Genomic DNA, 22887 nt, shown 5'->3' with positions numbered 1-22887 from the left:
CGGGTAGTCAGTTTTCAGGAAGTGTGTCCTGCTTGCGCCACGATCGCAGGTTGATTCCGTAGAGCACAATGCAAAACAGATTAGCGGGAATGAATCCAGTTTGCGCGGTGCGGACAGCAATCACACAGATGATGACGCTGTTCACAGCCGCCAGAACCCAGCCTTCCCAAAGTCTACGCCCCACTAAAATAGTGGAAAGTACCGTCAAAATGCAGGAAAGATAATCGAGCCGCAACACAGAATTAAGCCTCTCTGTTGATCATTCTCATTCAAGGAGAGCGCCTTATTCTGTGACGAATGATCGTATCCGGCATAACGGAAGGATTGCGACCAGCGGTGGGCCGAAGGAAAATTCCGCCCATATTGCAGCCTTCGCGGAGTAGTATCTGACGTTTACAAAGTTCGTCATTCTTGACCATGGGACACACAATGAATCTTCGCTACTGGGCCGTCTTCATTCTCACGCTAGTTCTCTCACATTCCGCAGCGTTCGCCGCAGCAGATCAGACCCCGGATGCAGTAGACCAATTCGTCAACACCGAGATGACCCGCCAGCATATTCCGGGCGTGGCTCTACTCGTATCTCGCGATGGCAAGCCTGTTCGTTCCCAGGGCTATGGCATGTCGAACCTCGAACTCCAGGTTCCCGTGAAACCCGAAACGATCTTTCAGTCTGGTTCCGTCGGCAAGCAATTTACGGCCACGGCTGTGATGATGCTTGTTGATGAAGGCAAGGTTGGTCTCGAAGATCCGCTCACGAAATATTTTCCCGACGCTCCGACTGCCTGGCAGAAAGTCACCGTGCGTCATCTGCTCAGCCATACGGCAGGCTTCACCGACTATCCCAAGTCCTTTGATTATCGCAAGGACTACTCCGAGCACGAACTCCTGAAGATTGTCGAAGGTATCCCGCTCGCCTACGCACCCGGCACGAGTTGGAGCTACAGCAACCTGGGATATCTGACCCTCGGCATTCTCATCCACAAAGTTACGGGCGAATTCTACGGCGACTTCCTTCAGCAGCGCGTCTTCAAGCCCCTCGACATGAGCACGACCCGCATTATCAACGAAGCCGACATCATTCCAAATCGCGCCGCGGGATACCGGTTGGAAAAGGGCGAACTGAAGAATCAGGAATGGGTTTCGCCTGCTCTGAATACAACCGCCGACGGCAGCCTCTACTTCACCATCGTGGATCTCGCCAAATGGGATGCGGCCCTCTATACGGAAAAGTTGTTGAAGAAATCCACCTTCGAACAGATGTGGACCGTCGCGAAGCTCAGCAACGGACAGCCAAACTCCGGTCATTACGGATTCGCATGGTTTATCGGGACCAAGAACGGCCATCATGTCGTCGAGCATGAAGGCCAATGGCAAGGCTTCGAGACAGAGATCTCACGCTACGTAGACGATCGCCTCACCGTCGTCGTGCTGACCAATCTCGGCAGCGCCAAGCCGGACAAGATTGCCGACCGTGTTGCTGAAATGTATCTTTCCGGCACCGTCAAATAAGAAAGGCGGGCTCGGAAGCCCGCCTTTCATACCGTACGAACGTAATGGCTACACGATCTTCTCGCCTACGCTCTTCGCCTGCGTAAACAGGTAGAGATAATCCGGGCCGCCCGATTTCGAGTCAGTCCCTGACATGTTAAATCCACCGAAGGGATGGGCACCGACCATCGCGCCCGTACACTTGCGATTGAGGTAGAGATTGCCGACGTGGAATTCGCGGACCGCACGATCGAGTTTGTCACGCGAACTCGAATACACGGCGCCCGTCAATCCGAACTCAGTATCGTTCGCAATTTCCAGCGCGTGATCGAAGTTACGCGATTTGATTACCACCAGCACCGGTCCAAAAATTTCTTCCTGTTCGAGCGTCGACTTCGCCGGGATGTCCGCAATCACCGTCGGCTGGATGAAATATCCTTCGCCGGCATTGGTCGCTCGTGCGCCTCCCGTGATCAGCCGTCCATCTTTCTTGCCGATCTCGATGTAGCGGAGAATATCGTTCATCGATCCTTCGTTGATCACCGCCGCCATTCCCGGATTCTCAGCAGGATCGCCGATAGTGATGCGCTCCACTCTCGCTTTCAGTTTTTCGAGGAACTTGTCATAAATGCGCTCGTCGATGATCGCGCGTGAGCACGCCGAGCATTTCTGCCCCTGGAACCCAAACGCGGCCTGAGCAACCCCTTCCACAGCCGAGTCAAGATCCGCGTCGGCATCCACGACAATCGCGTCCTTGCCGCCCATTTCGAGGATAGTCCGCTTGATCCAGAGCTGGCCTGGCTGCTGCTTGGCCGCGGACTGGTTGATGTGGAGTCCAACTTCGCGTGAGCCGGTAAACGCGATGTAACGCGTCTTCGGATGCGAAACAATCGCATCGCCAAAGGTCGCGCCGCCGCCCGGGCAGAAGTTGACCACTCCCTCGGGCATGCCCGCCTCTTCGAGCAGTTCAATGAACTTCGCTGCAATCGTGGGCGAGTCGCTCGAGGGCTTCAACACCACCGTGTTGCCGCTGACAATCGAAGCCAGCGTCATCCCCGCCATGATCGCGCACGCAAAATTCCACGGAGGAATCACTGCGCCCACTCCCAGCGGGATATACATCAGGCTGTCGCGTTCGCGCGGCAGGGTAATCGGAGTTTCGGCGGTCGCAAAGCGCAGCGCCTCGCGCGCATAGAACTCGCAGAAATCGATTGTCTCGGAGATGTCGGCATCAGCCTCGGCCCAGTTCTTCGAAACCTCAAATACCAGCCATGCCATGAATTCCATCTTGCGGTCGCGCATCAGGTCGGCGGTACGGAACAGCAACGACGCCCTCTCTTCGACCGTTGTCCGGCTCCAGGTTGTGAACGCCTTCAGCGCAGCCTGCATCGCCGGCTCTACATGGTCCTTACCGGCCTTCTGGTGAATGCCAACCACCTGCGATGGCTTCGCTGGATCGATGGATCGAATCTTGTCGGAAGTCTTGACGCGCTTGCCGCCGATGATCAAGTCATACTCGCGGCCCAGTTGCCCACGCACTTTCGCGATCGCGGCTCGCATCTTGCGCGCATTGTCGTCGCGGCTGAAATCAAAAAATGGCTCTGTGACAAACGGACCTGCATGCAGATCGACGCGCGGACGCGGTGGAGCTTCAAGAGTTGCCATAGGATGAATCCTTTCGGTGCTGGGAGCGTAACAGAATGCGAAATCTCATTTTACACCCGGAAGAGGCGCATTCCTCGGTTTGTCAAACTGGAGGCTATTTGTTCAATTCCGCCGCAAAGTTCGTCACCACCGTCACCGACGGACTAACCTGCTGCGCCCGGACTGAATCCTCCCGCTGGAAGCATTACTTCCCGGCGGCCAGGAACGCCTCCACGAGGGGGTTGATCGTCTTATCTTCGCACGCAGGCGTCTGATGTCCGCAATCGCTGTTGTACTCCAGCACCTGCGCTCCCATCATTTTGGCAAAAGCTTTTGCCGGCTCCGGAGTAACCACATGATCGTAGGTGCCTACCACCACCAGCACCTTCGCTTTCACCGCAGCCGCTGCCTTCTCGATCGACCCGCCAAAAACATCCGATACGTCCAGCCCCATCATCGCTTCCATTTGACGGATGTGATCGTTTGCGTCGAGGCGGGTCTTCCGGGATTCGTCATCCAGCGTCGCCAGAACCTGGGCACGGCTCGTCTCCTGGTTGAAACGCTGCGGCGTCTTGCCTACGAGCGCTCCAAGTTCGGCCAGTTGAATGCCAGCAGGGTTGTGAGCGTAGTTTCCATTCTTCCATGCAGGATCTTTCTTGATCGCGTCAATCTCCGATTTCCAGAGGACTAGATCGTAGGCTGCCAGTCGAGGCGAGCCGACGATCGGCACCGCCTTGTCCATAAATTCCGGATACGAGACCAGCCACTGAAACGTCTGCATGCCTCCCATCGAAATCCCCATCACCGCTCTGACATGGGAAATGCCAAGCTTTTCCGTCAACAGTTGATGCTGGGTATTCACCATGTCGCGCACCGTGATCCGAGGAAACTTCATGCGCGACTGCGCGTGGCTATTTGAGGGCGAGGAAGAAACGCCGTTTGCCAGAGCGTCCACCGTCACGACGAAATATTTGCCGCTGTCGGCGAGTCCGCCCGGAGCAGTTTGCCCGGCAAGCTGTTCCGTTGTCCCTGTAGCCCAAGTCGGAAACAAAATGACGTTTGATTTTTCAGGATTGAGGTGTCCGTATATGCGATAGCCAATACGGCAATCACGGATTACTTCTCCGCTGACCAGTTTGAAATCGCCCAGACTGGCAAATTGCTGTTGGCCATCTTGAGCAAAGACGGGAATCGTGAGCAGCAGAAGAACGACAGAACGCAACCCGAGGATTTTCATCGAGTCGAATTGTAGCGCAGGACGAGTGTCTGCAAGGCAGTCGAAAGTCCCAACGCCATCAGGGCCGGGCCGCGACCGCTGCTTCCGTCGGTTTCAAACGCGCCGTGAAATGTCGCAGGAACGGAGCTTCGTAATCGAGAACCATGCCCGGAATCCGCGCGCGATTCTTCCAAACCTGCAGGATTACTTCGACCACGTAGTCAACGTGGCTTTGCGTGTACACGCGCCGGGGAATCGCCAACCGGACCAGATCCATCTTGGCAGCCGCGCCGAACATCAGGGTCCCAATCTCAACCGAACGAATCCCACCTTCGAGATAGAGTTCGTTCGCCAGCGCCACTCCGGGAAATTGATCCGAGGGCACATGCGGCAGGAAAGCGCGCGCATCGATATAGATTGCGTGTCCGCCCGGCGGCTGCACGATCGGCACTCCTTCTTCCGCGATGTGATTGCCAAGATAGGCGGTGGAGGCAATACGGTAATGCAGATAATCCTCGTGCAGAGCTTCCTGCACCCCGACTGCGATCGCTTCCAGATCGCGGCCAGCCAAACCGCCGTACGTTGGATACCCTTCCGTCAGAATCAACAGATTCATTTCCTGCTGCGCCAGGATGTCATTATTTGTGCACAGGAAGCCGCCGATATTCGCCATGCCATCTTTCTTGGCGGACATCGTGCAACCATCTCCATAGCGGAACATTTCCTGTGCGATTTCCTTCGGAGTCTTGTTGGCGTATTCCGGTTCCCGCATCTTGATGAAATACGCGTTCTCCGCAAATCGGCACGCGTCGAAATACAGAGGAATGCGATGCCGGTCGCAGACTGCGCGAACAGCCCTCACGTTCTCCATCGAAACGGGCTGGCCACCGCCGGAGTTATTCGTCACCGTCAACATCACCAACGGAACCCGCTCGCGGCCTACCTTCTCAATGAGAGCCTCGAGAGCCTTCACATCCATATTCCCCTTGAATGGATGCTTGAGGCTGGGCTCGCGCCCCTCCGGGATCACCAGGTCCGCTGCCTCTGCACCTGTGAATTCCACATTGGCGCGCGTGGTATCGAAGTGCGTATTGTTGGGGACAACGTCACACTTCTTGCACATCACACTGAAGAGGATGCGTTCCGCTGCCCGCCCCTGGTGGGTCGGGATCACATGCTTGTAACCGAAGATATCCTGCACCGACGATCGGAAGCGCTCGAAGCTCTTGCTGCCCGCGTAGCTCTCATCGCCTTCCATAATCGCCGCCCATTGATGGGTCGACATCGCTCCCGTGCCAGAGTCCGTGAGGAGATCGATCAACACATCGTCCGCTGCTAACAGAAAAAGATTGTAGTTGGCGGCATGAAGAAACTGTTCCCGTTGGGCGCGCGTCGTCCAGTGAATCGGCTCGACACTCTTGATGCGGAACGGCTCGATAATAGTGCGTGGCATAATTTCGATCTCCTACGTTAGCAAACAGCCAGGGATAAATTTCAACTTCACTGCGATCCAGACCGCTACGGCACATTGACCGAGTCGCGCTTCTCTGCAGGCACATAGTTGACATCAGCCGAACGCTCCAGTTTGTCCCACGCAAACGGCCTGCCTTGAATGGCACGCTTCAGTGTCTTGATGAGCACCACGGAAAACAACTGCCGGTAGGCGAATCGCTGCAGCCACACCTGGCTCAACAACCATCCATCTTCCCGAGCCTCGGGCTGACGGCGCTCCAGCGCAAATGCAATCGCCGACGCAAGGAAGTCAATGATCAGAAATGCCGCGAAATATACGACCAGCTTGATGAAGTCACTGGGATCCGTTGAATCAGGATGAAAGTATTTTCTGACGGCATACCAGAGCGCCCCGCCCAGAAACATGATGTCGATAAAAGGCGACACCAGGGGGAGCAATATCTGGAAGATTAGAATATTTGGCAAGGCCACCCAACCCAGCACTCCCTTGCGCGCAAACACTCCGCGATGCTTCCAGACCGCCTGCAGAATCCCGAACGACCAGCGAAAGCGCTGTCGCATAAGGCCATTTGCATTGGTGGGAGCCTCTGTAAACGCCAGCGCAAGATCTTCATACTCTACGCGGTATCCGTCGCGCAGCAGCGCCATGGTCAAGTCCGCATCTTCTGCGACTGTGTCCACGTGATACCCGCCCGCGTCGCGAACCGCACTCACACGCCAGGCGCCGATGGCACCCGGCACCACGCTCACTGCACCCATCGTGTTCAGCGCGCGCCGCTCGAAGTTCTGGCTGGTGATATATTCCAGCGCCTGCCAGCGCGTCCACAGATTTACACGATTGCCGACTTTTGCGTTACCCGCCACTGCTCCAACTCTCGGATTTATGAAATGCGGCACCATACGCGCGATTGCGTCCGGCGCAATAATTGTGTCGGCATCGATACCGACAAAGAATTCCGCATCGCCGATATGTTCCAGCCCGAAGTTCAGTGCCTCTGCTTTGCCGCTATTCTTCTTGCCCAGAATCACGACCCTGCCGTCGGCGATTTCTCTGCGGAAAGCACTCCGTGCGACTTCGAGCGTCCGATCCGTTGACCCGTCGTCAATCACAATCACATGCAAGTTTGGATAATCGGAATCGAGCGCACCCTGGATCGTGCGCTCAATCACTTTCTCCTCGTTATACGCAGGAATCAGAATCGCTACCTTCGGCCGATGGACCGCTACCTGCTCCGGCGTTCCAAACACCTGCGAGCGCAGACGATCGTAAACCGCCAATATGCCGATCGAAGCCAGGCGCCCCGTCATGAGCACGTCGCCCACAAAAAAGACTACGACGATGGCGACGAGTAATCCGTCAAATAGCCCGAAGCTCAACCAGTTCAGCCGCGCGCCCCAGAATTCATTGGCGCGTAACGGCGGCATCACGTCCACCTTGGTTTTGCCCATCAACTGATACACGGGAACAAACTCGAATCCGCGAGCACGCGCCCCTTCGATGATCAAAGGCAGCGCCCGCACCGTCTCCGCGCGATTCCCGCCGCCATCGTGCAGCAGGATGATGTTGCCGCAGCGTTGATCGTTGACCGCACACGGAGGCAAATGTTCCAGCACGTCGGTCGCAATCTGCTCGGCCGTGTGTCGCGGATTGTCGCGCCAGTCGTTGGGATCAATCTTGTTGCCGATCGTGATGTACCCCATGTCCTGGGTAAGTTCGAGTGGACGCACCTGATCTTCTGTATCCGGTTCCTGATCGATCGAATACGGCGGACGAAAGAGAAGCGTGCGGATGCCTAGCCGGCTCGCAAGCAGCCTCTCAGTAAGGTTCAGTTCCACCTGCATGTAGCGCGATCCAATGTTGCTGATGTCGGGATGGGTGAACGTATGATTCCCGATCTCATGCCCCTCGCGATAGATGCGGCTAGTCAAACTCCCGAAATTATCGGCTTGCAGGCCGATCAGGAAAAACGTTGCGGGTGCATGCTCATTCTTCAGGACATCGAGAACCTTGGGAGTCCATTGCGGATCGGGGCCGTCATCAAACGTAATCGCCAGCTGCTTCTGGCTGGCTCCGTAACGCGCTACGCGATACGGTTCGGGCAGTGCGTTAAATGTCTCGAAATCAATCAGACCGGTCGAGGCATCTACTTTCAGATCGCGTTCGCCTTCTGCGGGCCGCGCCTCAATCCGCAGAATCTCACCTTGCCCCTCCATATCGACATCTTGTCCGGGCGGAACCTGGCGCAATTTATTGACGGCATCCGCATCTCCCGGTATATCCCATACCCGCCAGAGCGAACGGTCCTCCGCGCCAAGTCTCCACAGAGCGAACGTCTCAATCCCCAAGGTCTGCGCAGACCGCATCTGATTCAGAGCTGTCACGGCATCCAGGTACCAGATGTCGTGGCGAAAGTTTTGCTCGTCGAGATAGCTGAAGTGCGGATTCAAACTGTCGCCGTCGAAATCAATATCTTCTTCTGAGTCGCGGGATCCCAGCCACGCGTCCTGCACCGAGACGTTCTTGTCGATCAGTCCCGGTGGCAACTTGCCTTTCTTCGGCTTCTCCACCCAGTCATAGCCATAATTGCCGATCGCGCAGATCAGCTTCTCTTTCGGAATGATTTTCATCGCCTCCTGTACGTTCGACGCAAACCATTCCTGTGACGCCACCGGCCCCGGTGTTCCTCCCGGATAGTGCTCGTCGTAGTTCATGATGACGACGCCATCTACCGCCGCCGAGATCGCCGCATAATCGTAGTCCTGATTACGAACCTGGACGCTGGTGTACAGCTTCATCCCGCGAGCGTGCAGGTCGGAAGAAAGCTCCTGCAGCAGCGCCACATAACCCACTTGCCCTTTCTTCGGAAAGGACTCGAAATCCACCATCAATCCCTTGTAATGATCCGACGAAAGGAACAGCCCAATTTCACGCCGGAAGCGGGCACGGGCTTCCGGGCTATTGAGAAAGTCAGAGATCCCCGGAAAGAAGTCGGTGCCGTCAAAATTCTGCACTACCGGAAAAACTTCCAGACCGGTGTTCTCGGACTTCACGAACGCCATGACCTTGTCGTCGACCGTATGGATATTCGAGTCATGCACGACGTCAAACATCTTGTTGGTTTCTGTATCGACTCCCTGCAGGCGGCCATCCGGAGTCAGGACTTGCAGCCACACCGGAAACAGGAGATCGATCTGGCTGGAATATTCCCGCAACGACGAAAAACTGGCAGCGTCCCACGATACGTAGAATGCAGCCCGGACACCCTGTTCCGCGTTCAGTTTGATCTGGGAAGGCGCCTTGCGAGGATGCCGCAGCCGGCTCGAACGGGCAATCGCCGCCATCCGCCGCTTTTCACGGGCCCTTTCTTTTTCATCTTCCTTGAGTTTGTGATAAGGACGCTTCTCCGTTCGCAGCGAGAGATCAGGCAGCGGCTCGCTGCGTAGCGCCGTGTAGATAAAGAAGATTACTAGCAAGGTCAGCGCCAGCGCCGCCGCGTCGAACACCCGGCGTATCCGCTTCCAGCGCGCCTGCTTCGGATCGTAGAAGACCTGTTTTGCCATTACTGTGAGCCACTCCATCGTAGCACTTGGAATTGAAGCATTCAGCAATCAGTGTTCTGCCAAACGACTTAACGCCGCAAGAACGGACGAGGGCAGAATCCGAGTGCTGAGTGCTGAATGCTGAGTGCTATATTTCTCCTGTGCTCCGCCTGCTCCTCCGACATCGCCGGTTTTTCCTTGGAACCGCTCTCGCTGGATTGGCGCTGCGCCTTTGCTTTCTTGTCTACTTCCCTTCCATAACCGACGACTCCCGCATCTACGCGGACTTCGCCACCAACTGGCTCCAGCATGGCATCTACGGGACCACACAGGCTGGCAATATTGTTCCCACTGATGAGCGATTACCGGGTTATCCAGCTTTTCTGGCGGCCATCTTCGCAATCTTCGGGCCGGCAAACTTCCGGGCCGTGATGCTTATCCAGATCCTGCTCGACCTGGGCACTTGCCTCCTCATCGCCGATCTCGCGCGTAGAGCTATTTCCGATCGCAGCGCGCGGATCGCGTTCGCGCTGGCTGCGCTTTGCCCGTTTCTGGCCAACTACGCTGCCGCGGTCCTCACCGAAACGTTGGAAGTCTTTTTCACTGTTCTCGCGCTCGACTGTGGTGTTGCTGCATTCGAAGCTCTGAGGAATGACCGATACAACTGGAAAATGTGGGTAGCATCGGGCCTGGCCATTGGCGCCTGCATCCTGCTGCGTCCCGATGGCGGGCTACTCCTGGCTGCGATCGGTCTCTACTTTGCCATTGTGATTTGCAGACGCTGGCGCAGCCAGGCAAGCCCTGTTCCGGCCATTAATGCGGCAGTCATCGTCGTGCTGTGCGCCCTCGTCCCTCTCGTACCTTGGACACTCCGCAACCTGACGACCCTCCATCGCTTCCAACCGCTTGCTCCCCGTTACGCGACCGCAAGCGACGAACTCGCCGCCCGTGGTTTCAATCGCTGGGTTAGAACCTGGATCGTCGACTATGCCTCGGTGGAGGAAATTTACTGGAGTGTCCCCGGCGACAAGATCGATCCCGACAAACTGCCTTCGCGAGCCTTCGATTCGCCGCAGCAGCGCGACGCGACGCTGGCACTCATCGATGATTACAACGAGTCCGGCGCCATGACGGCGGCTCTGGACGTTCGGTTCGGGCTGTTAGCATCTGAGCGCATCCGCGAGCATCGGACGCGCTATTACGTCCTGCTTCCCTCTTTGCGGATTGTCGACATGTGGCTGAGGCCCCGTACCGAATTACTCCCGCCGGACGTCCGCTGGTGGGAATTTAATGACGATATAAAAGGATCGATCATGGCCGTGACCTTCGGACTGTTGAATCTTGCCTATGTCGCCATGGCTCTGATGGCTGTGGTCCAGCGAAGTTCACAAATTCGTATGCTGGCAATGCTGGGAGGATTTGTCCTGCTCCGCTCCGCGTTCCTCGGATCACTGGAGAACCCGGAAACCCGCTATACCTTGGAGTGCTATCCGGTAGTGATCGTTCTCGCAGCCGCATTCCTTACTCGAACAAGGGAAGCCAATCTCGAAGGAAGCTGATCGCACTCGAGAATCTATATGTAGAGACGGGGCTTGCCCCGTCTCATCTCTCAACGCTGCCCTGCGCGCGCCCGCTCCGCAGCCGCCTTCGCAGATTCCCCCAGCTGTTCATAAGCATCTGCCAGAAACAAGTGCGCCTCGCGTGAATCCGGCTGCACCTCGGCCGCCTTCTCCAGATTCGGAACTGCGTCCGCAGCCTTGTGCTGCAAGGATAGAATCCGGCCACGCAGAAGGTTGGCTCGATAATGCGCGGGGTCTAGGCTCAGGCAAATATCAAGATGTTGCATTGCTTCCGGCACCCGATCCGTACGCGCATAAACCGACGCCAATGAAAATTGCGCATCCGCCCATTTCGGAGCTTTGGCCACTGCCGCCTCAAACTGCGGCGCAGCTCCCTTCCAGTCACCCGTTTCAAATAACGCCAACCCCAGTTCGTACCGGCCGAGCCCGTTGTCTGGCAACAGCGCGGCCGCCTTTTGTAACGGGCCGACGGCCTCTGCATAGTTCTTGAGACGCGCCTGCGCAATCCCGTACTGCATATTTGCGACGGGCAGTTCCGGCTGGTCCGCCAGCGCTTTCTTCAGCAATGGGATCGCCTCTTCGTAGCGTGCGTCTTCCACCGCGAACATCGCGTCGTGCAGCAAGTTGGAAATTTGAATCTTGCCCTTCGGGTCCGCGCCGGTGATCTTCCCGCTATCCTTTGCCTCGCCTGAGTCGGACGCCACATAGCCCAGCGCTTGCAGTTTCTGTACCTGCTCGGAATCCGGCTTGGCCAGATCGACCAGTGTCTGGCTGGTCTTCGCCCGAAAATCGTCCAACTGGGAACCAACCGTGTCTGCCACTGCCTTCGATGCCCCCGCCAGATTGTGCACTGCCTGCGGATCCGCGGACTCGTTGTACAGTTCCCGCTCCGGCGCTCGAATATAGAGGTACTTACCGGTTCTTAACGCGCGCAGCGAACTCCATCCAAAGCCGCGATGCGGATAGTCCGTCTCCGCGTAAGCAGCCCGATCCTCCGCTTCGGCGGCCGCCCCCGCTGCCGATTTCGCCGTCATCAACTGCGACAGCGACTCCCCCTGCATCTCTTTCGGGATCGCAATTCCCGCTTCTTGCAGGATCGTCGGCGCCACATCCACCAACCGTGCCCTGATATCCAAGCGCCGTCCCGCCGCATGATTTGCGGGCAGCTTGAAGAGCAGTGGGACATGCAGCGTTTCGTCGTAAAGAAAGATTCCGTGTGTATTCTCTCCGTGCGCGCCCAGCGATTCGCCATGATCCGCCATCACCGCAATCAGAGTCTCGTCATAAAGACCATGTTTGCGGATCGCATCGAGCAGTTTCCCCACAGCGGCATCGGCATAGGCAATTTCGCCATCGTAAGGAGCGGCAGCAAATCGTGCTTTGAACGGCGCCGGCGGATCATACGGATCATGCGCATCGTAGAGATGCACCCAAAGAAAAAACGGCCCGTTGGGCAGTTGACTCAGCCACGCAAGCGCATGACTCACTACGTCATCCGCACGCCGCTCGACCGACTTGTAGCGATCCGCTCCATGACGACGCAAATGAAACCCCGCGTCGTACACCTCGAACCCGCGATCAAACCCCGGGGCGGTACCGTCGAGCGGATCGAGAATCAGCGACCCCACGAACGCGCCCGTGTGATATCCCTGCGCACGCAGCAAGTCCGGCAGATACGGCAGCTTCCCCGAAAGAGGAATTCCAAAATCATTTACATGATTGAACTGCGGGTACGTTCCCGTAAGAATCGTCGTGTGCGACGCAGTCGTAATCGGAACGTGCGCATAGGCGCGAGTGAATACCACTCCCTGCCGCGCCATCGCGTCGAGATGCGGAGTCAGCCCGCGCTTCGATCCCAGGAACCCCATGCGGTCGGCGCGGGTAGTATCCAGGGTGATCAGGATAATGTTGGGGAGGGTCTCGCTCTTAGGGCTCGGCTGTTCGGCTGGAGGGTTAGCGGCAGCCGCAAAACCTACGGCAAGAAATAACGAAAACAGCCGCCCAGGAAACCGCATAAGAAAAAGGGAGTCTACCATAGGCAGACTCCCGCTAATCCGCAGATCTCTTCTTCAAAAAATTAGCTTCAACCCGAAGTTCATGTTTCTCGGCCCGCCTTGAGCTACAACCGGATTCCCGGAAGCAACATCGGACGTCTTGGTAATCGTGCCGAAACTGGAGCCCAACGTATTGTCTGGGAAGTAGTGGAAATTCGCTCGATTGAGAACATTGAAAACTTCCCAACGAAACTCCAGGCTGACTTTCTCACTAATTTTCGTGACTTTCGCCAGCGTCATGTCCCACTGAGCAAGTCCGGGGCCTTTCAGCTGGTTTCGACGTGAAGTGCCAACCGTCCCTGCGCACGGCACAAAGAAGGGACTCAGAGACTGTCCACCAAAAAAGTGGCCTGGATTGTCAGGGTCTGGTGAACCCTCTCTGCCGCAGGGATCAAGTTGATCGTACGCAGTAAAGTTCTCGACCACGTATTGATCGGGATTCCGGGTGTTGTATTGCACCGGCGTCCCATCCCATGACGCGCGGATCGCGCTGCCCGTCAGTCCCTGCCCGGAAGGATCCCCGCCGCCGCCCAACAGTACCGTGAACGGACGTCCTCCAATCGCTGTAAAAATTGTGCTCATCTGCCACCCTTTGCCCAAACGCTCTCCCACCATCGGGATTTGAGGCATCGCGTAGACGCCACCCACGTTGAAGTTCAGGCGGACGTCGTGATCGCACAACCCTCGATTGTCATCGACGTTAACCATGCGCGAAGTGCCGTCGTTGTTGATCTGCGGATAGTCGCCTGCGCCGCCGCGGTTCACCGAGTTGGTGTCGAAGCACTTGCTCCACGTGAGGTTGTACTGCGTATCCAACCCGTGCCAGCCGCGCTGGTTGAACGAAACCTGCATGCTGTCGTAGCGGGAATAGCGCAGGTTGGTCGCCTGGATAATGTGCCGGAAATCTGGTGTACCGTCCTCGCCGAAGAAGACGTTGTCGAAAGGACGCGTACCGTCGCCACCAATCGGGCTGGCGTTCATGTCGCGGTACAAAACCAGGTTCTGCCCGCGCTGCCCGGAGTAGCCCACCGTCAACACATTATTGCGTGAGATTTGCTGCTGCAAACTCAGGTTGTAATTGTGGGAACGGGGCGTCTTGAAGTTCTGCACAATTGAAAATGCATTGAATGGCGGCGAACCGGAAGGACTCGGCCCAAACAAAGGTCCTTGATTGAAGCAGAGGTAGTCTCCGGCTCCCGAGACCGGGTCAAAACAGTTGCCAGCCGTAGGTGGCGGACTCGACACAGGAGGGTCCTGGCACGCATAAACGCAGTTCGCCACATCACCGGTAATGGAAACCGAAAAAATACCGAGATTGGATTGCGTGAATGCCCCAGCACGTGCCCGCGCAAACGAATAAGGTGAGGCGATCGCCCCAAAGTTCGGGACGTCATAACTCAGCGAATACCCGCCGCGCAGCGCGCTCTTCCCGCTGCCAAAAATGTCCCATGAAAACCCGACGTGCGGACCAAAGTCGCCGTGGTCTACATTGTAGAGCCGGTCGATTCCCTGCCCCACCTGCACCAGCCCTCGATCCGGGAAGAAGTTTGATGCCTGGTTCTTGCGATCGTAGAGACTACCGTTGATTTCGTACCGCAGGCCGTAATTCAATGTGAGGCGAGGCTTAATTTTCCAATCGTCCTGAGCGTAGAACCCAACCGAATTCTGCGCAAGATAACGGTGGGTATCGCCGAACGCACGGTTCGCGTTATCAGCCTTCCCCAGCAACAGTTGCTCGATCTCATCTTGGACCGGATCTCCAGAGATCGATGTGTAATACGTGAAATAGCCCAGCGTCATTCCCGTTCGCGCGTTGTTGCGAAGACTGTTGGTGAACGCGCGCTGGAAATTACCGCCGAATTTGATCGTGTGATTCCCTTTTACCCACGAAAAATGTTCTGACCAATCCCACGTCTGATCAGGTCTTGTGGTCAGCGGATACCCCTGCACTCCACCGATGTAGCCTCCATAGCCCAGTCCCAGAAGATAGACGTACGGTACGCCGTAATCGCCCGGGGTAAGCGGACCGGTATCGAGTCCCAGGTCCGCTGGATTGATCTTGTTATTTACGTCCAAAATCTGCGCAAAACGCGTGAAGCCTAGCCGGCTTTCCAGAATCTTGTTGTTGCTGAGATTCCAAGTCCAGCTGAGTCCGGCCATCTGTGCTCGAGAAGGAGCCACGGAGTTGAAGAGGTCGGCCGGGTTATTGCCTCCTGCCGGCAGGCCAGCAAATGCGGGTGCACTCTGGAAACTGTCCCCGAAAATGTAGCGCACTGCCACGGAATTGGTTGGAGAGAACTTGTAATCGAATTTCACTCCAAAACCATCAGCCTTCGCGCTCGTAGGTGTCTGGGCGATCAGCAATCCGTTGTCACGAACCGGGAAAAAGTCCAGAAGGGCCTGCCCGGTAGGATTGATTTCAAGTCCATTATCCAGAATGTCTTGCTTTGCGCCGTCAATCTGCGCTTGCGTCGGTACCAGTCGGGAACTCACAGCCAGCGACTTGTAACGCTGCCCTTCGTAGTACAGGAAGAAAAACGCTTTGTCCTTGATGAGCGGACCACCGATAGTGCCATTGAACTGATTGTTGTGGATTTGCGTGGGTTTACACTCACCGGGCGCTGCGCAACCATCGGTCACGTGATTGGAAAAATAGTTGGCTGCATCGCCAAATCCACTGTGGCGGATCCATGTCGCCGACCCGTGCCATGAATTTGTGCCACTCTTCATTCCCAGCAAGATTGGCGCTCCGCCTTTTACACCAAACTCCGACGACGGTGTGCCCTGCACCGTCAGCTCTTCGATGGCTTCTGGTGGGAAAATCGTTGCCGGAATACCAACTACGCCCGTCTGTCCGATGGCTGAGTCGCCGTAGTAACGGTCGTTGTTATACATGCCGTCGATGAAATAGTTGTTGGCAGTAGTCCGAGATCCATTGATGCTGACGGCGAGGAACCCCCCGCCCGGGGCACGCTGCACGCCGGGCGTAATCGCAAGCAGTGAATTGAAGTCGCGCCCGTTAATCGGGACGTTCGCGATCTTCTCGCTGTCCACATAATTATTGTTGTTCGGCGAGAGGTCGACCAGCGGGGCACTCCCTTCCACTTCCACGACCTCGCTGCGTTGTCCGACTTGGAGCGCGAAATCGGAGTGCGTCACAGCGCCCGTGGCAACTTCCGCCGTCCGGGTGACCGACTTGAAGCCTTGGGCACCCGTCGTCACCTTGTACTTGCCGATCGAAAGGTCGGGGATCCGATAGCTGCCCGTACTAGTCGTCGTCGCGGTTCGCGTCTCGCCTGTGCCGATGTTCTGCACCGTGACAGTCGCGCCTGCAACTACCGCGCCTGTACTGTCAGTCACATCTCCGGAAATGGTGCCCGTGATGGTCTGTGCTTGCAGGAACAACGACAAAACGAACGTGAGAATCACCAACAGAATGGTGGGCGAAAAACGGAACAACCGCATGGGAAGCCCCCTCTGACGCAATCGATTGGGAAGGATCACTCGACCGCGTGTGTGCCGATTAGTGTATTTGGCTTTAGACGAATGTCAATACAAAGGGGCTCGTAATAATTTCGATTCATTCAACACTGACCGATGGTCAGGTCAACAAACGACTCGGAACATGTCGTAAGTGAATGTTGAGTGTTGAACCTAGCCGAGCGGCGAGTCACTCATGCGGAATTTCGTGCGGACGTGTTCGGAGAGCAATTCAATTGCGGAACGATTGGCTTCTTTATTGGACTGAGCAAGATAGCGCATCGCCTCGACCAGCATCTTCTGCCCGTCGACATAACGGCTGTCGTCGGTGCGTTCGCGCTTTTTTCTGCCTAGATCAGGCGGGACCGGAATTGTAAATACTTTCGCCATAGTGAGCCGTCAGCACTCAGTCTTAGCAGTTGCCAAGTGCCGAGAGCGAAGTGCTGTTTTGCAGTATATCTTCCGATCTCCTCTTTTTCAGCTTCATTCTGTGGTTCGCTTGAATTGGTAAACCCCTGGTCGGTTGTCTACCCTTGGGGAGAGATAAATTTGGTTTTGCCGGTGGTTTTTATTTTGAAAGCGCCATCCGGCAATTTCTGGTTAAGCTGGATTTCCGCGTACTTTGCCAGGCGGTAGTCCCCGCTCGGCTCGAAGAACTTCTGCTGTACGGAAACTCCCCGCGCGGGATCGATCCAGAGAATGATGGTTGCGATGTTGCTGCGCAGCTTCGCGGATTTCGGAGTCAACTCCAGCTTCGCCGTCTGCGTGCCATTTACCGACTCGGCTCCGTCATACTTGACGTCATACGACTTGAGAAGGTCTTTCCCGCTCCCGCCGAATCCAAGCACCAGGAAGCTTTCCAGGTCGCTGCGATTCTTGCCAGGGTTGTATTCCGTCACCTGATCGATCTTGGGCTGGTACACCTGCACCTTGCCACCGCTGTAGACAATATATTTCTTGTCCGGCTCGGAAATGTCAGCCGCCATCTGCGTTTCGCTGTCCTGCCGCCGGAAGAAGATTCTGCCCTTTTGCGTATCCGTCTCGTCGATCACCTTTTGATACTGGTCCCACACGAAACTGGCTTCGGTCGTCCGGAAGTTCCTGGCAGCAGTGTCCATCTGAGCCAGAACGCGGTCCAGGCCGGTTGCATCGCCTTGCGGCCAGGCAGCCGCCGTCAGCAGCAACATCACGGCTAGTCCTCGGATGGTGGCGCGAACGGTCCTCATGACAGGTTCTGCCTTACTCCTTTACAACCGAAACCTTATAACTTTGCACGTGCCCAGCGGCGTCCTTCGTCGTTTCATATCCCGTAACCGTCACTGCGCCGGAGATCGGCTCCACGATGCGCTGCAATTGCTGGCGAATATCGATGCCGTTGCCCATGTTCACCGCGGACGCCGGAATCTGATAGATCAGCCCGCCATGTGCATCGGGAATCACCATCACTCCAGTAGGATGCGGATTCCGCTCTACCGGTTTGTCGTTAAAGTTGATATAGAGGGGCGAAACGAAAACGAAGATCAGGATCAGCGTGACCATGATGTCGTAATGCAAGCTGCCACGCTCGTAGGACCAGAGGATATATCCGCGAATTGTGCGCCAGATCGCGCCCATGGAGGAGTTGTCGGCAGGCTGCACCGTCAGAGACTCGGAACGCTGCCAGTCTATTTGGGAATTCATACGATAGCAAATGCTCGCATCAGCGGACTCAGAAACCTCTCGCCGTGATGCGGTCTGTCCCCATATAAGGTTGCAGCGCCTCCGGAATACGAACGCTGCCGTCGGCCTGCTGATAGTTCTCGACAATCGCCACCCACGTTCGACCCACGGCCAGCGCGCTTCCGTTCAGAGTGTGCACAAGTTCAGTCTTGTTCTTGCCTTCAGGACGGAAACGGATGTTCGCACGCCTGGCTTGAAATGCCTCGAAGTTCGAGCACGAAGAAATTTCGCGGAACAGTCCTTGCCCCGGCAGCCAAACTTCAATGTCATAGGTCTTGGCCGAGGAAAATCCCATGTCGGCGGTGCACAGGGACATCACCCGATAGGGCAATCCGAGTTTCTGCAATACCACCTCGGCGTTGTGCGTCAGCTTCTCCAGTTCCTCGTAAGACTTGTCGGGATGTGAAAACTTCACCAGTTCCACTTTCTGAAACTGATGCTGCCGGATGATTCCGCGCACGTCTTTTCCGTAGGAACCGGCTTCGCTGCGGAAACATGGCGTGTACGCCGTGAGCGAAATCGGCAGTCGACTGCTATCGAGCACTTCATCGCGATACAGGTTCGTGACCGGCACTTCTGCGGTCGGAATCAGCCAAAGATCCTTTTCGCCATGTGGGACCTTGAATAAATCCTGCGCGAATTTTGGCAGCTGCCCGGTGCCATACATCGACTCGGAATTCACCAGATACGGCGGCAGAACTTCTGTGTATCCGTGCTCGCCCGTGTGCAGATCGAGCATGAAATTTGCGAGCGCACGTTCCAGCCTCGCCCCTAGAGCCCAGTACACCGCAAAGCGTGCCCCCGAAATCTTCGCGGCAGTTTCCAGGTCGAGGACTCCCAACTGCTCGCCGAGTTCCCAGTGCGGCTTCGGCTTGAAGTCGAACTCCGGAGGCGTTCCCCAGCGCCGTGCCTCTACGTTGTCATCCGCGCTCTTGCCGACAGGAACGCTGGCATGCGGAAGATTGGGAATGGCGGTGAGGATTTCCTTAAGCCGCGCATCACCTTCACTCGCCCGTTTCTCGGCGGCCTGAATCTGCTCCCGCAAATCCTTGGTTTCCTGAATCAGCGCGGAGGCATCCTGGCCGCTCTTCTTGAGCTTCGCAATCTCTTCGGACGCACGGTTACGTCGCGCCCCTAGCGTCTCGTTCTCCGTGATTGCCTGGCGGCGTTCCGTGTCGATCGCCCCAAAGTCTTTTAACGCCTCGGCTGCGTTCATGCCACGCTGGCGCAGCTTTTCCTCCACCAGCGCCAGATTGTCGCGGACAAAATTCAAATCAAGCATGTCAATTTACTTTAGCTGAAAAGTGCGATTCCGTGTGCACGGACAACAGAGTTCACGCCGAAAATACTGGCAAAAATCAGATCGGGCAGAAATCAGACCTTCTTGCTTGCGGATAGCCCTCAACGAACCTGATTGTTCCCGGCTCCACTCCGGGCCTTCGGCATCCCGGCGGTGAAAAGGCTTCTTTCTCCTGTAAACTATCCCGCAATGAGACTCACCCGTCCCTGCCACATTGCATTGCTCTTGCTGTTGTCGATCCCGTGCGCGTGGGCGTCCGCCTACAATGCGCGCCCCAAGCTGATCGTCGTCATTGTCATCGACCAATTTCGTGGAGACTACCTCGAACGTTATCGCGATCAATTCGGCGAGGGCGGTTTCCGCATGTTCCTCGATCACGGTGCATATTTCACGGATTGCAACTACGACTACGCGAACACCCGCACAGGCCCCGGCCATGCCACCCTTTTCACGGGAACCTATACCAGCGGGCACGGGATCGTCGCCAACGAATGGTGGGATCCAATCAAAAAGAAACGAGTCACGTCCGTTCAGGATGACGCCACTCAAATCGTCGGCGTGACCGGTACTTCGGTGGGCTCTTCGCCTCACAATCTCCTCGCCGATACGTTGGGCGACGAATTGAAGCTCGCCACGGGCGGGAAAGCGCGTGTGTTTGGAGTCTCGCTGAAGGATCGTGCGGCGATTCTTCCCGCGGGCTTTGCGGGGGATGGTGCGTACTGGATTGACGGTAAATCGGGCGCCTTTATCACCTCCACTTACTACCGGCACGAACTTCCCGAGTGGGTGCACAACTTTAATAGCAACCATCGCACCGACAAATATTGGAACCGCGAGTGGAAAGACAGCGACGGAAATCTACTAGGTTCCACTACGCCCCGCAAAGGGAACAACGGTACTCCCGCAGGATTCTACGAAGTCATCGGCTCAACTCCTTTCGCGAACGATTATGAATTCGAGTTCGCGAAGGAATTGGTCCTCTACGAAAAACTCGGCGCCGGAGCGGCCACGGACCTGCTTATCGTCAGTCTCTCTGCCAACGATATTCTGGGACACCAGGTAGGCCCTGACACTCCGAAGATGCGTGGGATGGCTCTTGAGCTTGATCGCCAGATCGCTGAGTTTGTTACCTTCCTCGGACGTCAGGTCGGACTGGCCAATATCTGGATGGCACTTTCCGCCGATCACGGTGTCGCACCCTTGCCGGAATTTGCCAAGTCCTTGCGCCTGCCCGCCGTGAACCTGGACGACGATGCACTCCGCAAACAAATCGATTCCCTGCTCGGGAAAAAATATTCCAAGACTGCGGACTACTTGCTCGCGCTCGACTATCCGCTGGCGTGGTTGAATGATGAAGCATTCGCCGGTCACAAAGAGGCTGACGCCGAAGCCGATGCCGGCGAAGCGATGAAACAGGCAGGATTTCCGGCTTATTACACCAAATCACAACTCGCACATGGAGACACGCCTCACACCGAAATGGGGCGTCGCTATGCCCACAGTTATTCGGCCGTTGGAGGCTGGTATGTGATGGGAGTTCCCAACGCTTTTAGCGTGGGAAGCTTGTCAGGTACGGATCATGCAACGCCTTACTCGTACGACACTCATGTGCCGCTCGCGTTTTACGGCCTCGCATTTCAGCCCGGCACCTATCACACGCACGCTGAACCGGTCGATCTGGCAGTGACGTTCGCATCGCTGCTTGGGATTAATGCGCCGACTCATGCGACAGGACGAGTGTTGACCGAGGCACTGCAGGTTCCGCATAAGCCTGCGCCCGCAGGAGAAGTGCAATGACGCCGGCTTCCGCCAACCTTCCCGATCTGACTGTCAGCGTCGCTGGGATCGAACTAAAGAATCCGATCATCGCGGCTTCCGGCACGTTCGGATACGGCATTGAGTTTGAAGATATCGTCCATCTTGACCGGCTCGGTGGATTCGTTGTGAAGGGATTGTCGAAAGAGCCGATGACGGGGAATCCTCCGCCGCGATTGTTTGAAACACCGGCGGGAATGTTGAATGCGATTGGCTTGCAGAACATCGGCGCGCGCGCATTCGTTGACGAAAAACTTCCAGCTCTCCGCCAGAAGAAAAACATTGTCGTGTTTGCAAATGTTTTTGGATATACCCGGCCGGACTATGAGCACACCATCGAAATTCTCAATGAAGGCGAAGGCATCGCGGCGTATGAGTTGAATGTTTCTTGCCCAAACACGGCGCACGGAGGCATCCAGTTCGGCAGCGACCCTCATTTGCTCGATGAAGTTGTGCGCTACACCAAGCGCATCGCCAAGCACCCTCTGATCGTCAAACTCTCCCCTAACGTCACCAGCATTGCGCAAATGGCGCGGGTTGCAGAAGAGGCTGGCGCGGACGCGATCTCGCTCGTCAATACGTTTCTCGCGATGGCCATTGACGCGGATACGCGGCGGCCACGGATTGCCAACGTCACGGCTGGCCTCTCCGGGCCGGCGATCAAACCGATTGCCCTCCGCATGGTCTATGACGCCGCGCACTCGGTAAAAATTCCGGTCATCGGCATGGGCGGTATTACGACCGCCGTCGACGTCATCGAATTCATGCTTGCAGGCGCGAGCGCGGTGCAGATGGGAACGGCGAGCTACTTCGATCCGGTAGCAACGGAAAAATTGGTTGACGAACTCACCAACTATTGCCGCGAACATCGCATACAGAAGATCCGCGAAGTTACCGGCGGGATGCTCACGGAATAAAATCTCACCGCCTCGTGGGCGCCTTGTTCCCGCGATCACTAAAACGAGTGCAGCAAAGATTTTGAGGAATTTTATGGCTTCATTGATTGATGCAATTGAAATCAAACGCAAGGCAGTTTTTGAGTACGAAGACATTCCCTATTTGTGCCTGGAAGCAGTGGTAAACACGCCGACTGCACGCGGCGGGCAAACGCTGGTCCGTCTTAAGATGCGCAACCTGCTCACCAACGCAGTGTTTGAAAAATCATTCAAGGCGAGTGACAAGTTCAAGGAGCCCGATCTGGTATCAGTTCCTGCGTCGTATTTATACAGCGACGGCGACGGCTCGCATTTTCTGGATCAGGAGAGCTACGAAACGCTGACGCTCTCCGAGGCCATGGTCTCCGGCGCGCTGGATTTCCTGGTGGAAGGCGCCATCATCGAGTTACGCAAATTCAACGGAAATCCGATTGGGTTGGACCTGCCCACCTTCGTGGAATTGAATGTTGAATACACCGAGCCCGGAGTGAAGGGCGACACGTCGAGCGGCACCGTCACGAAACCCGCCAAACTGGAAACCGGCCTGGAAATCCGTGTACCTCTTTTCATTAAGCAGGGCGAAAAGGTAAAAGTGTCCACGGAGAATCGGGAGTTTGCAGGGCGGGCATAGGATTTCGAA

16 protein-coding genes are annotated in these 22887 nt (G+C 56.3%); 5 read left to right on the top strand and 11 right to left on the bottom strand.

Translation table 11 applies throughout. From position 1 onward, the window contains the following. Positions 1-7 precede the first annotated feature (7 nt). Positions 8-184, bottom strand: a complete 177-nt coding sequence (locus HY010_06955; GenBank protein MBI3475453.1) for a hypothetical protein — start codon at positions 182-184, stop codon at positions 8-10. Between the two features lie 245 nt (positions 185-429). Here HY010_06955 and HY010_06950 point away from each other — a divergent pair, with 245 nt between their 5' ends. Next, complete coding sequence (locus HY010_06950; protein MBI3475452.1) at positions 430-1512, top strand: beta-lactamase family protein; 1083 nt, start codon at positions 430-432, stop codon at positions 1510-1512. Between the two features lie 48 nt (positions 1513-1560). Here HY010_06950 and pruA read toward each other — a convergent pair whose 3' ends face one another. The 4 genes from pruA to HY010_06930 form a co-directional block, all read right to left on the bottom strand. Then, complete coding sequence (gene pruA / locus HY010_06945) at positions 1561-3156, bottom strand: L-glutamate gamma-semialdehyde dehydrogenase (GenBank protein ID MBI3475451.1); 1596 nt, start codon at positions 3154-3156, stop codon at positions 1561-1563. A 184-nt stretch (positions 3157-3340) separates the two neighbouring features. Beyond that, a complete protein-coding gene (locus HY010_06940) occupies positions 3341-4372 on the bottom strand; it encodes an alpha/beta fold hydrolase (protein ID MBI3475450.1) in 1032 nt (343 codons plus the stop codon). 58 nt (positions 4373-4430) lie between these two features. After that, complete coding sequence (locus HY010_06935; GenBank protein MBI3475449.1) at positions 4431-5804, bottom strand: tryptophanase; 1374 nt, start codon at positions 5802-5804, stop codon at positions 4431-4433. A 65-nt stretch (positions 5805-5869) separates the two neighbouring features. Further along, positions 5870-9385 (bottom strand): glycosyltransferase, encoded by a 3516-nt coding sequence (locus tag HY010_06930; GenBank protein ID MBI3475448.1) that lies wholly within the window; start codon positions 9383-9385, stop codon positions 5870-5872. 110 nt (positions 9386-9495) lie between these two features. Between HY010_06930 and HY010_06925 the strand changes: the two genes are divergently transcribed. Beyond that, positions 9496-10923: a glycosyltransferase family 39 protein gene (locus tag HY010_06925; GenBank protein ID MBI3475447.1), complete on the top strand. Its 1428-nt coding sequence runs from the start codon at positions 9496-9498 to the stop codon at positions 10921-10923. 50 nt (positions 10924-10973) lie between these two features. Here the strand turns inward: HY010_06925 and HY010_06920 are convergent, their stop codons facing one another. From HY010_06920 to serS, 6 genes are all read right to left on the bottom strand, one after another. Further along, positions 10974-12980, bottom strand: coding sequence for a sulfatase-like hydrolase/transferase (locus HY010_06920; protein MBI3475446.1), 2007 nt, complete (start codon positions 12978-12980; stop codon positions 10974-10976). Positions 12981-13013: 33 nt separating this feature from the next. Continuing rightward, positions 13014-16463: a TonB-dependent receptor gene (locus HY010_06915; protein MBI3475445.1), complete on the bottom strand. Its 3450-nt coding sequence runs from the start codon at positions 16461-16463 to the stop codon at positions 13014-13016. Positions 16464-16652: 189 nt separating this feature from the next. Further along, the gene (locus tag HY010_06910; GenBank protein ID MBI3475444.1) at positions 16653-16868 is read right to left on the bottom strand and encodes a hypothetical protein; all 216 of its coding nucleotides are present in this window, start codon (positions 16866-16868) and stop codon (positions 16653-16655) included. A gap of 137 nt (positions 16869-17005) precedes the next feature. Continuing rightward, positions 17006-17704, bottom strand: coding sequence for an outer membrane lipoprotein carrier protein LolA (locus HY010_06905; protein MBI3475443.1), 699 nt, complete (start codon positions 17702-17704; stop codon positions 17006-17008). Positions 17705-17717: 13 nt separating this feature from the next. Then, positions 17718-18158, bottom strand: coding sequence for a hypothetical protein (locus HY010_06900; GenBank protein ID MBI3475442.1), 441 nt, complete (start codon positions 18156-18158; stop codon positions 17718-17720). Positions 18159-18186: 28 nt separating this feature from the next. Continuing rightward, the gene (gene serS, locus HY010_06895) at positions 18187-19479 is read right to left on the bottom strand and encodes a serine--tRNA ligase (protein ID MBI3475441.1); all 1293 of its coding nucleotides are present in this window, start codon (positions 19477-19479) and stop codon (positions 18187-18189) included. Positions 19480-19686: 207 nt separating this feature from the next. Here serS and HY010_06890 point away from each other — a divergent pair, with 207 nt between their 5' ends. From HY010_06890 to HY010_06880, 3 genes are all read left to right on the top strand, one after another. Then, on the top strand, positions 19687-21294 hold the full coding sequence (locus HY010_06890) for an alkaline phosphatase family protein (GenBank protein MBI3475440.1): 1608 nt from the start codon (positions 19687-19689) through the stop codon (positions 21292-21294). After that, positions 21291-22229: a dihydroorotate dehydrogenase gene (locus HY010_06885; protein ID MBI3475439.1), complete on the top strand. Its 939-nt coding sequence runs from the start codon at positions 21291-21293 to the stop codon at positions 22227-22229. The genes HY010_06890 and HY010_06885 overlap by 4 nt, the downstream gene beginning before the upstream one ends. Before the next feature lie 73 nt (positions 22230-22302). Next, positions 22303-22878 carry an elongation factor P gene (locus HY010_06880; protein ID MBI3475438.1) on the top strand — a complete coding sequence of 192 codons (576 nt, stop codon included), beginning with the start codon at positions 22303-22305 and terminating at the stop codon, positions 22876-22878. Positions 22879-22887: the final 9 nt, after the last annotated feature.

This window comes from Acidobacteriota bacterium, from assembly GCA_016196065.1.
Lineage (GTDB): Bacteria > Acidobacteriota > Terriglobia > Terriglobales > Acidobacteriaceae > Acidiflorens.
Note: the sequence above shows the minus strand (reverse complement) of the source record. Positions and strands in the feature narration are given on the sequence as shown.

Coding starts and splice junctions, on each gene's coding strand:
- pruA (MBI3475451.1), bottom strand. CDS start 3,156: ATGGCAACTCTTGAAGCTCCACCGCGTCCGCGCGTCGATCTGCATGCA.
- HY010_06935 (MBI3475449.1), bottom strand. CDS start 5,804: ATGCCACGCACTATTATCGAGCCGTTCCGCATCAAGAGTGTCGAGCCG.
- HY010_06900 (MBI3475442.1), bottom strand. CDS start 18,158: ATGAATTCCCAAATAGACTGGCAGCGTTCCGAGTCTCTGACGGTGCAG.
- serS (MBI3475441.1), bottom strand. CDS start 19,479: ATGCTTGATTTGAATTTTGTCCGCGACAATCTGGCGCTGGTGGAGGAA.
- HY010_06910 (MBI3475444.1), bottom strand. CDS start 16,868: ATGGCGAAAGTATTTACAATTCCGGTCCCGCCTGATCTAGGCAGAAAA.
- HY010_06880 (MBI3475438.1), top strand. CDS start 22,303: ATGGCTTCATTGATTGATGCAATTGAAATCAAACGCAAGGCAGTTTTT.
- HY010_06930 (MBI3475448.1), bottom strand. CDS start 9,385: ATGGCAAAACAGGTCTTCTACGATCCGAAGCAGGCGCGCTGGAAGCGG.
- HY010_06915 (MBI3475445.1), bottom strand. CDS start 16,463: ATGCGGTTGTTCCGTTTTTCGCCCACCATTCTGTTGGTGATTCTCACG.
- HY010_06905 (MBI3475443.1), bottom strand. CDS start 17,704: ATGAGGACCGTTCGCGCCACCATCCGAGGACTAGCCGTGATGTTGCTG.
- HY010_06940 (MBI3475450.1), bottom strand. CDS start 4,372: ATGAAAATCCTCGGGTTGCGTTCTGTCGTTCTTCTGCTGCTCACGATT.
- HY010_06885 (MBI3475439.1), top strand. CDS start 21,291: ATGACGCCGGCTTCCGCCAACCTTCCCGATCTGACTGTCAGCGTCGCT.
- HY010_06950 (MBI3475452.1), top strand. CDS start 430: ATGAATCTTCGCTACTGGGCCGTCTTCATTCTCACGCTAGTTCTCTCA.
- HY010_06890 (MBI3475440.1), top strand. CDS start 19,687: ATGAGACTCACCCGTCCCTGCCACATTGCATTGCTCTTGCTGTTGTCG.
- HY010_06920 (MBI3475446.1), bottom strand. CDS start 12,980: ATGGTAGACTCCCTTTTTCTTATGCGGTTTCCTGGGCGGCTGTTTTCG.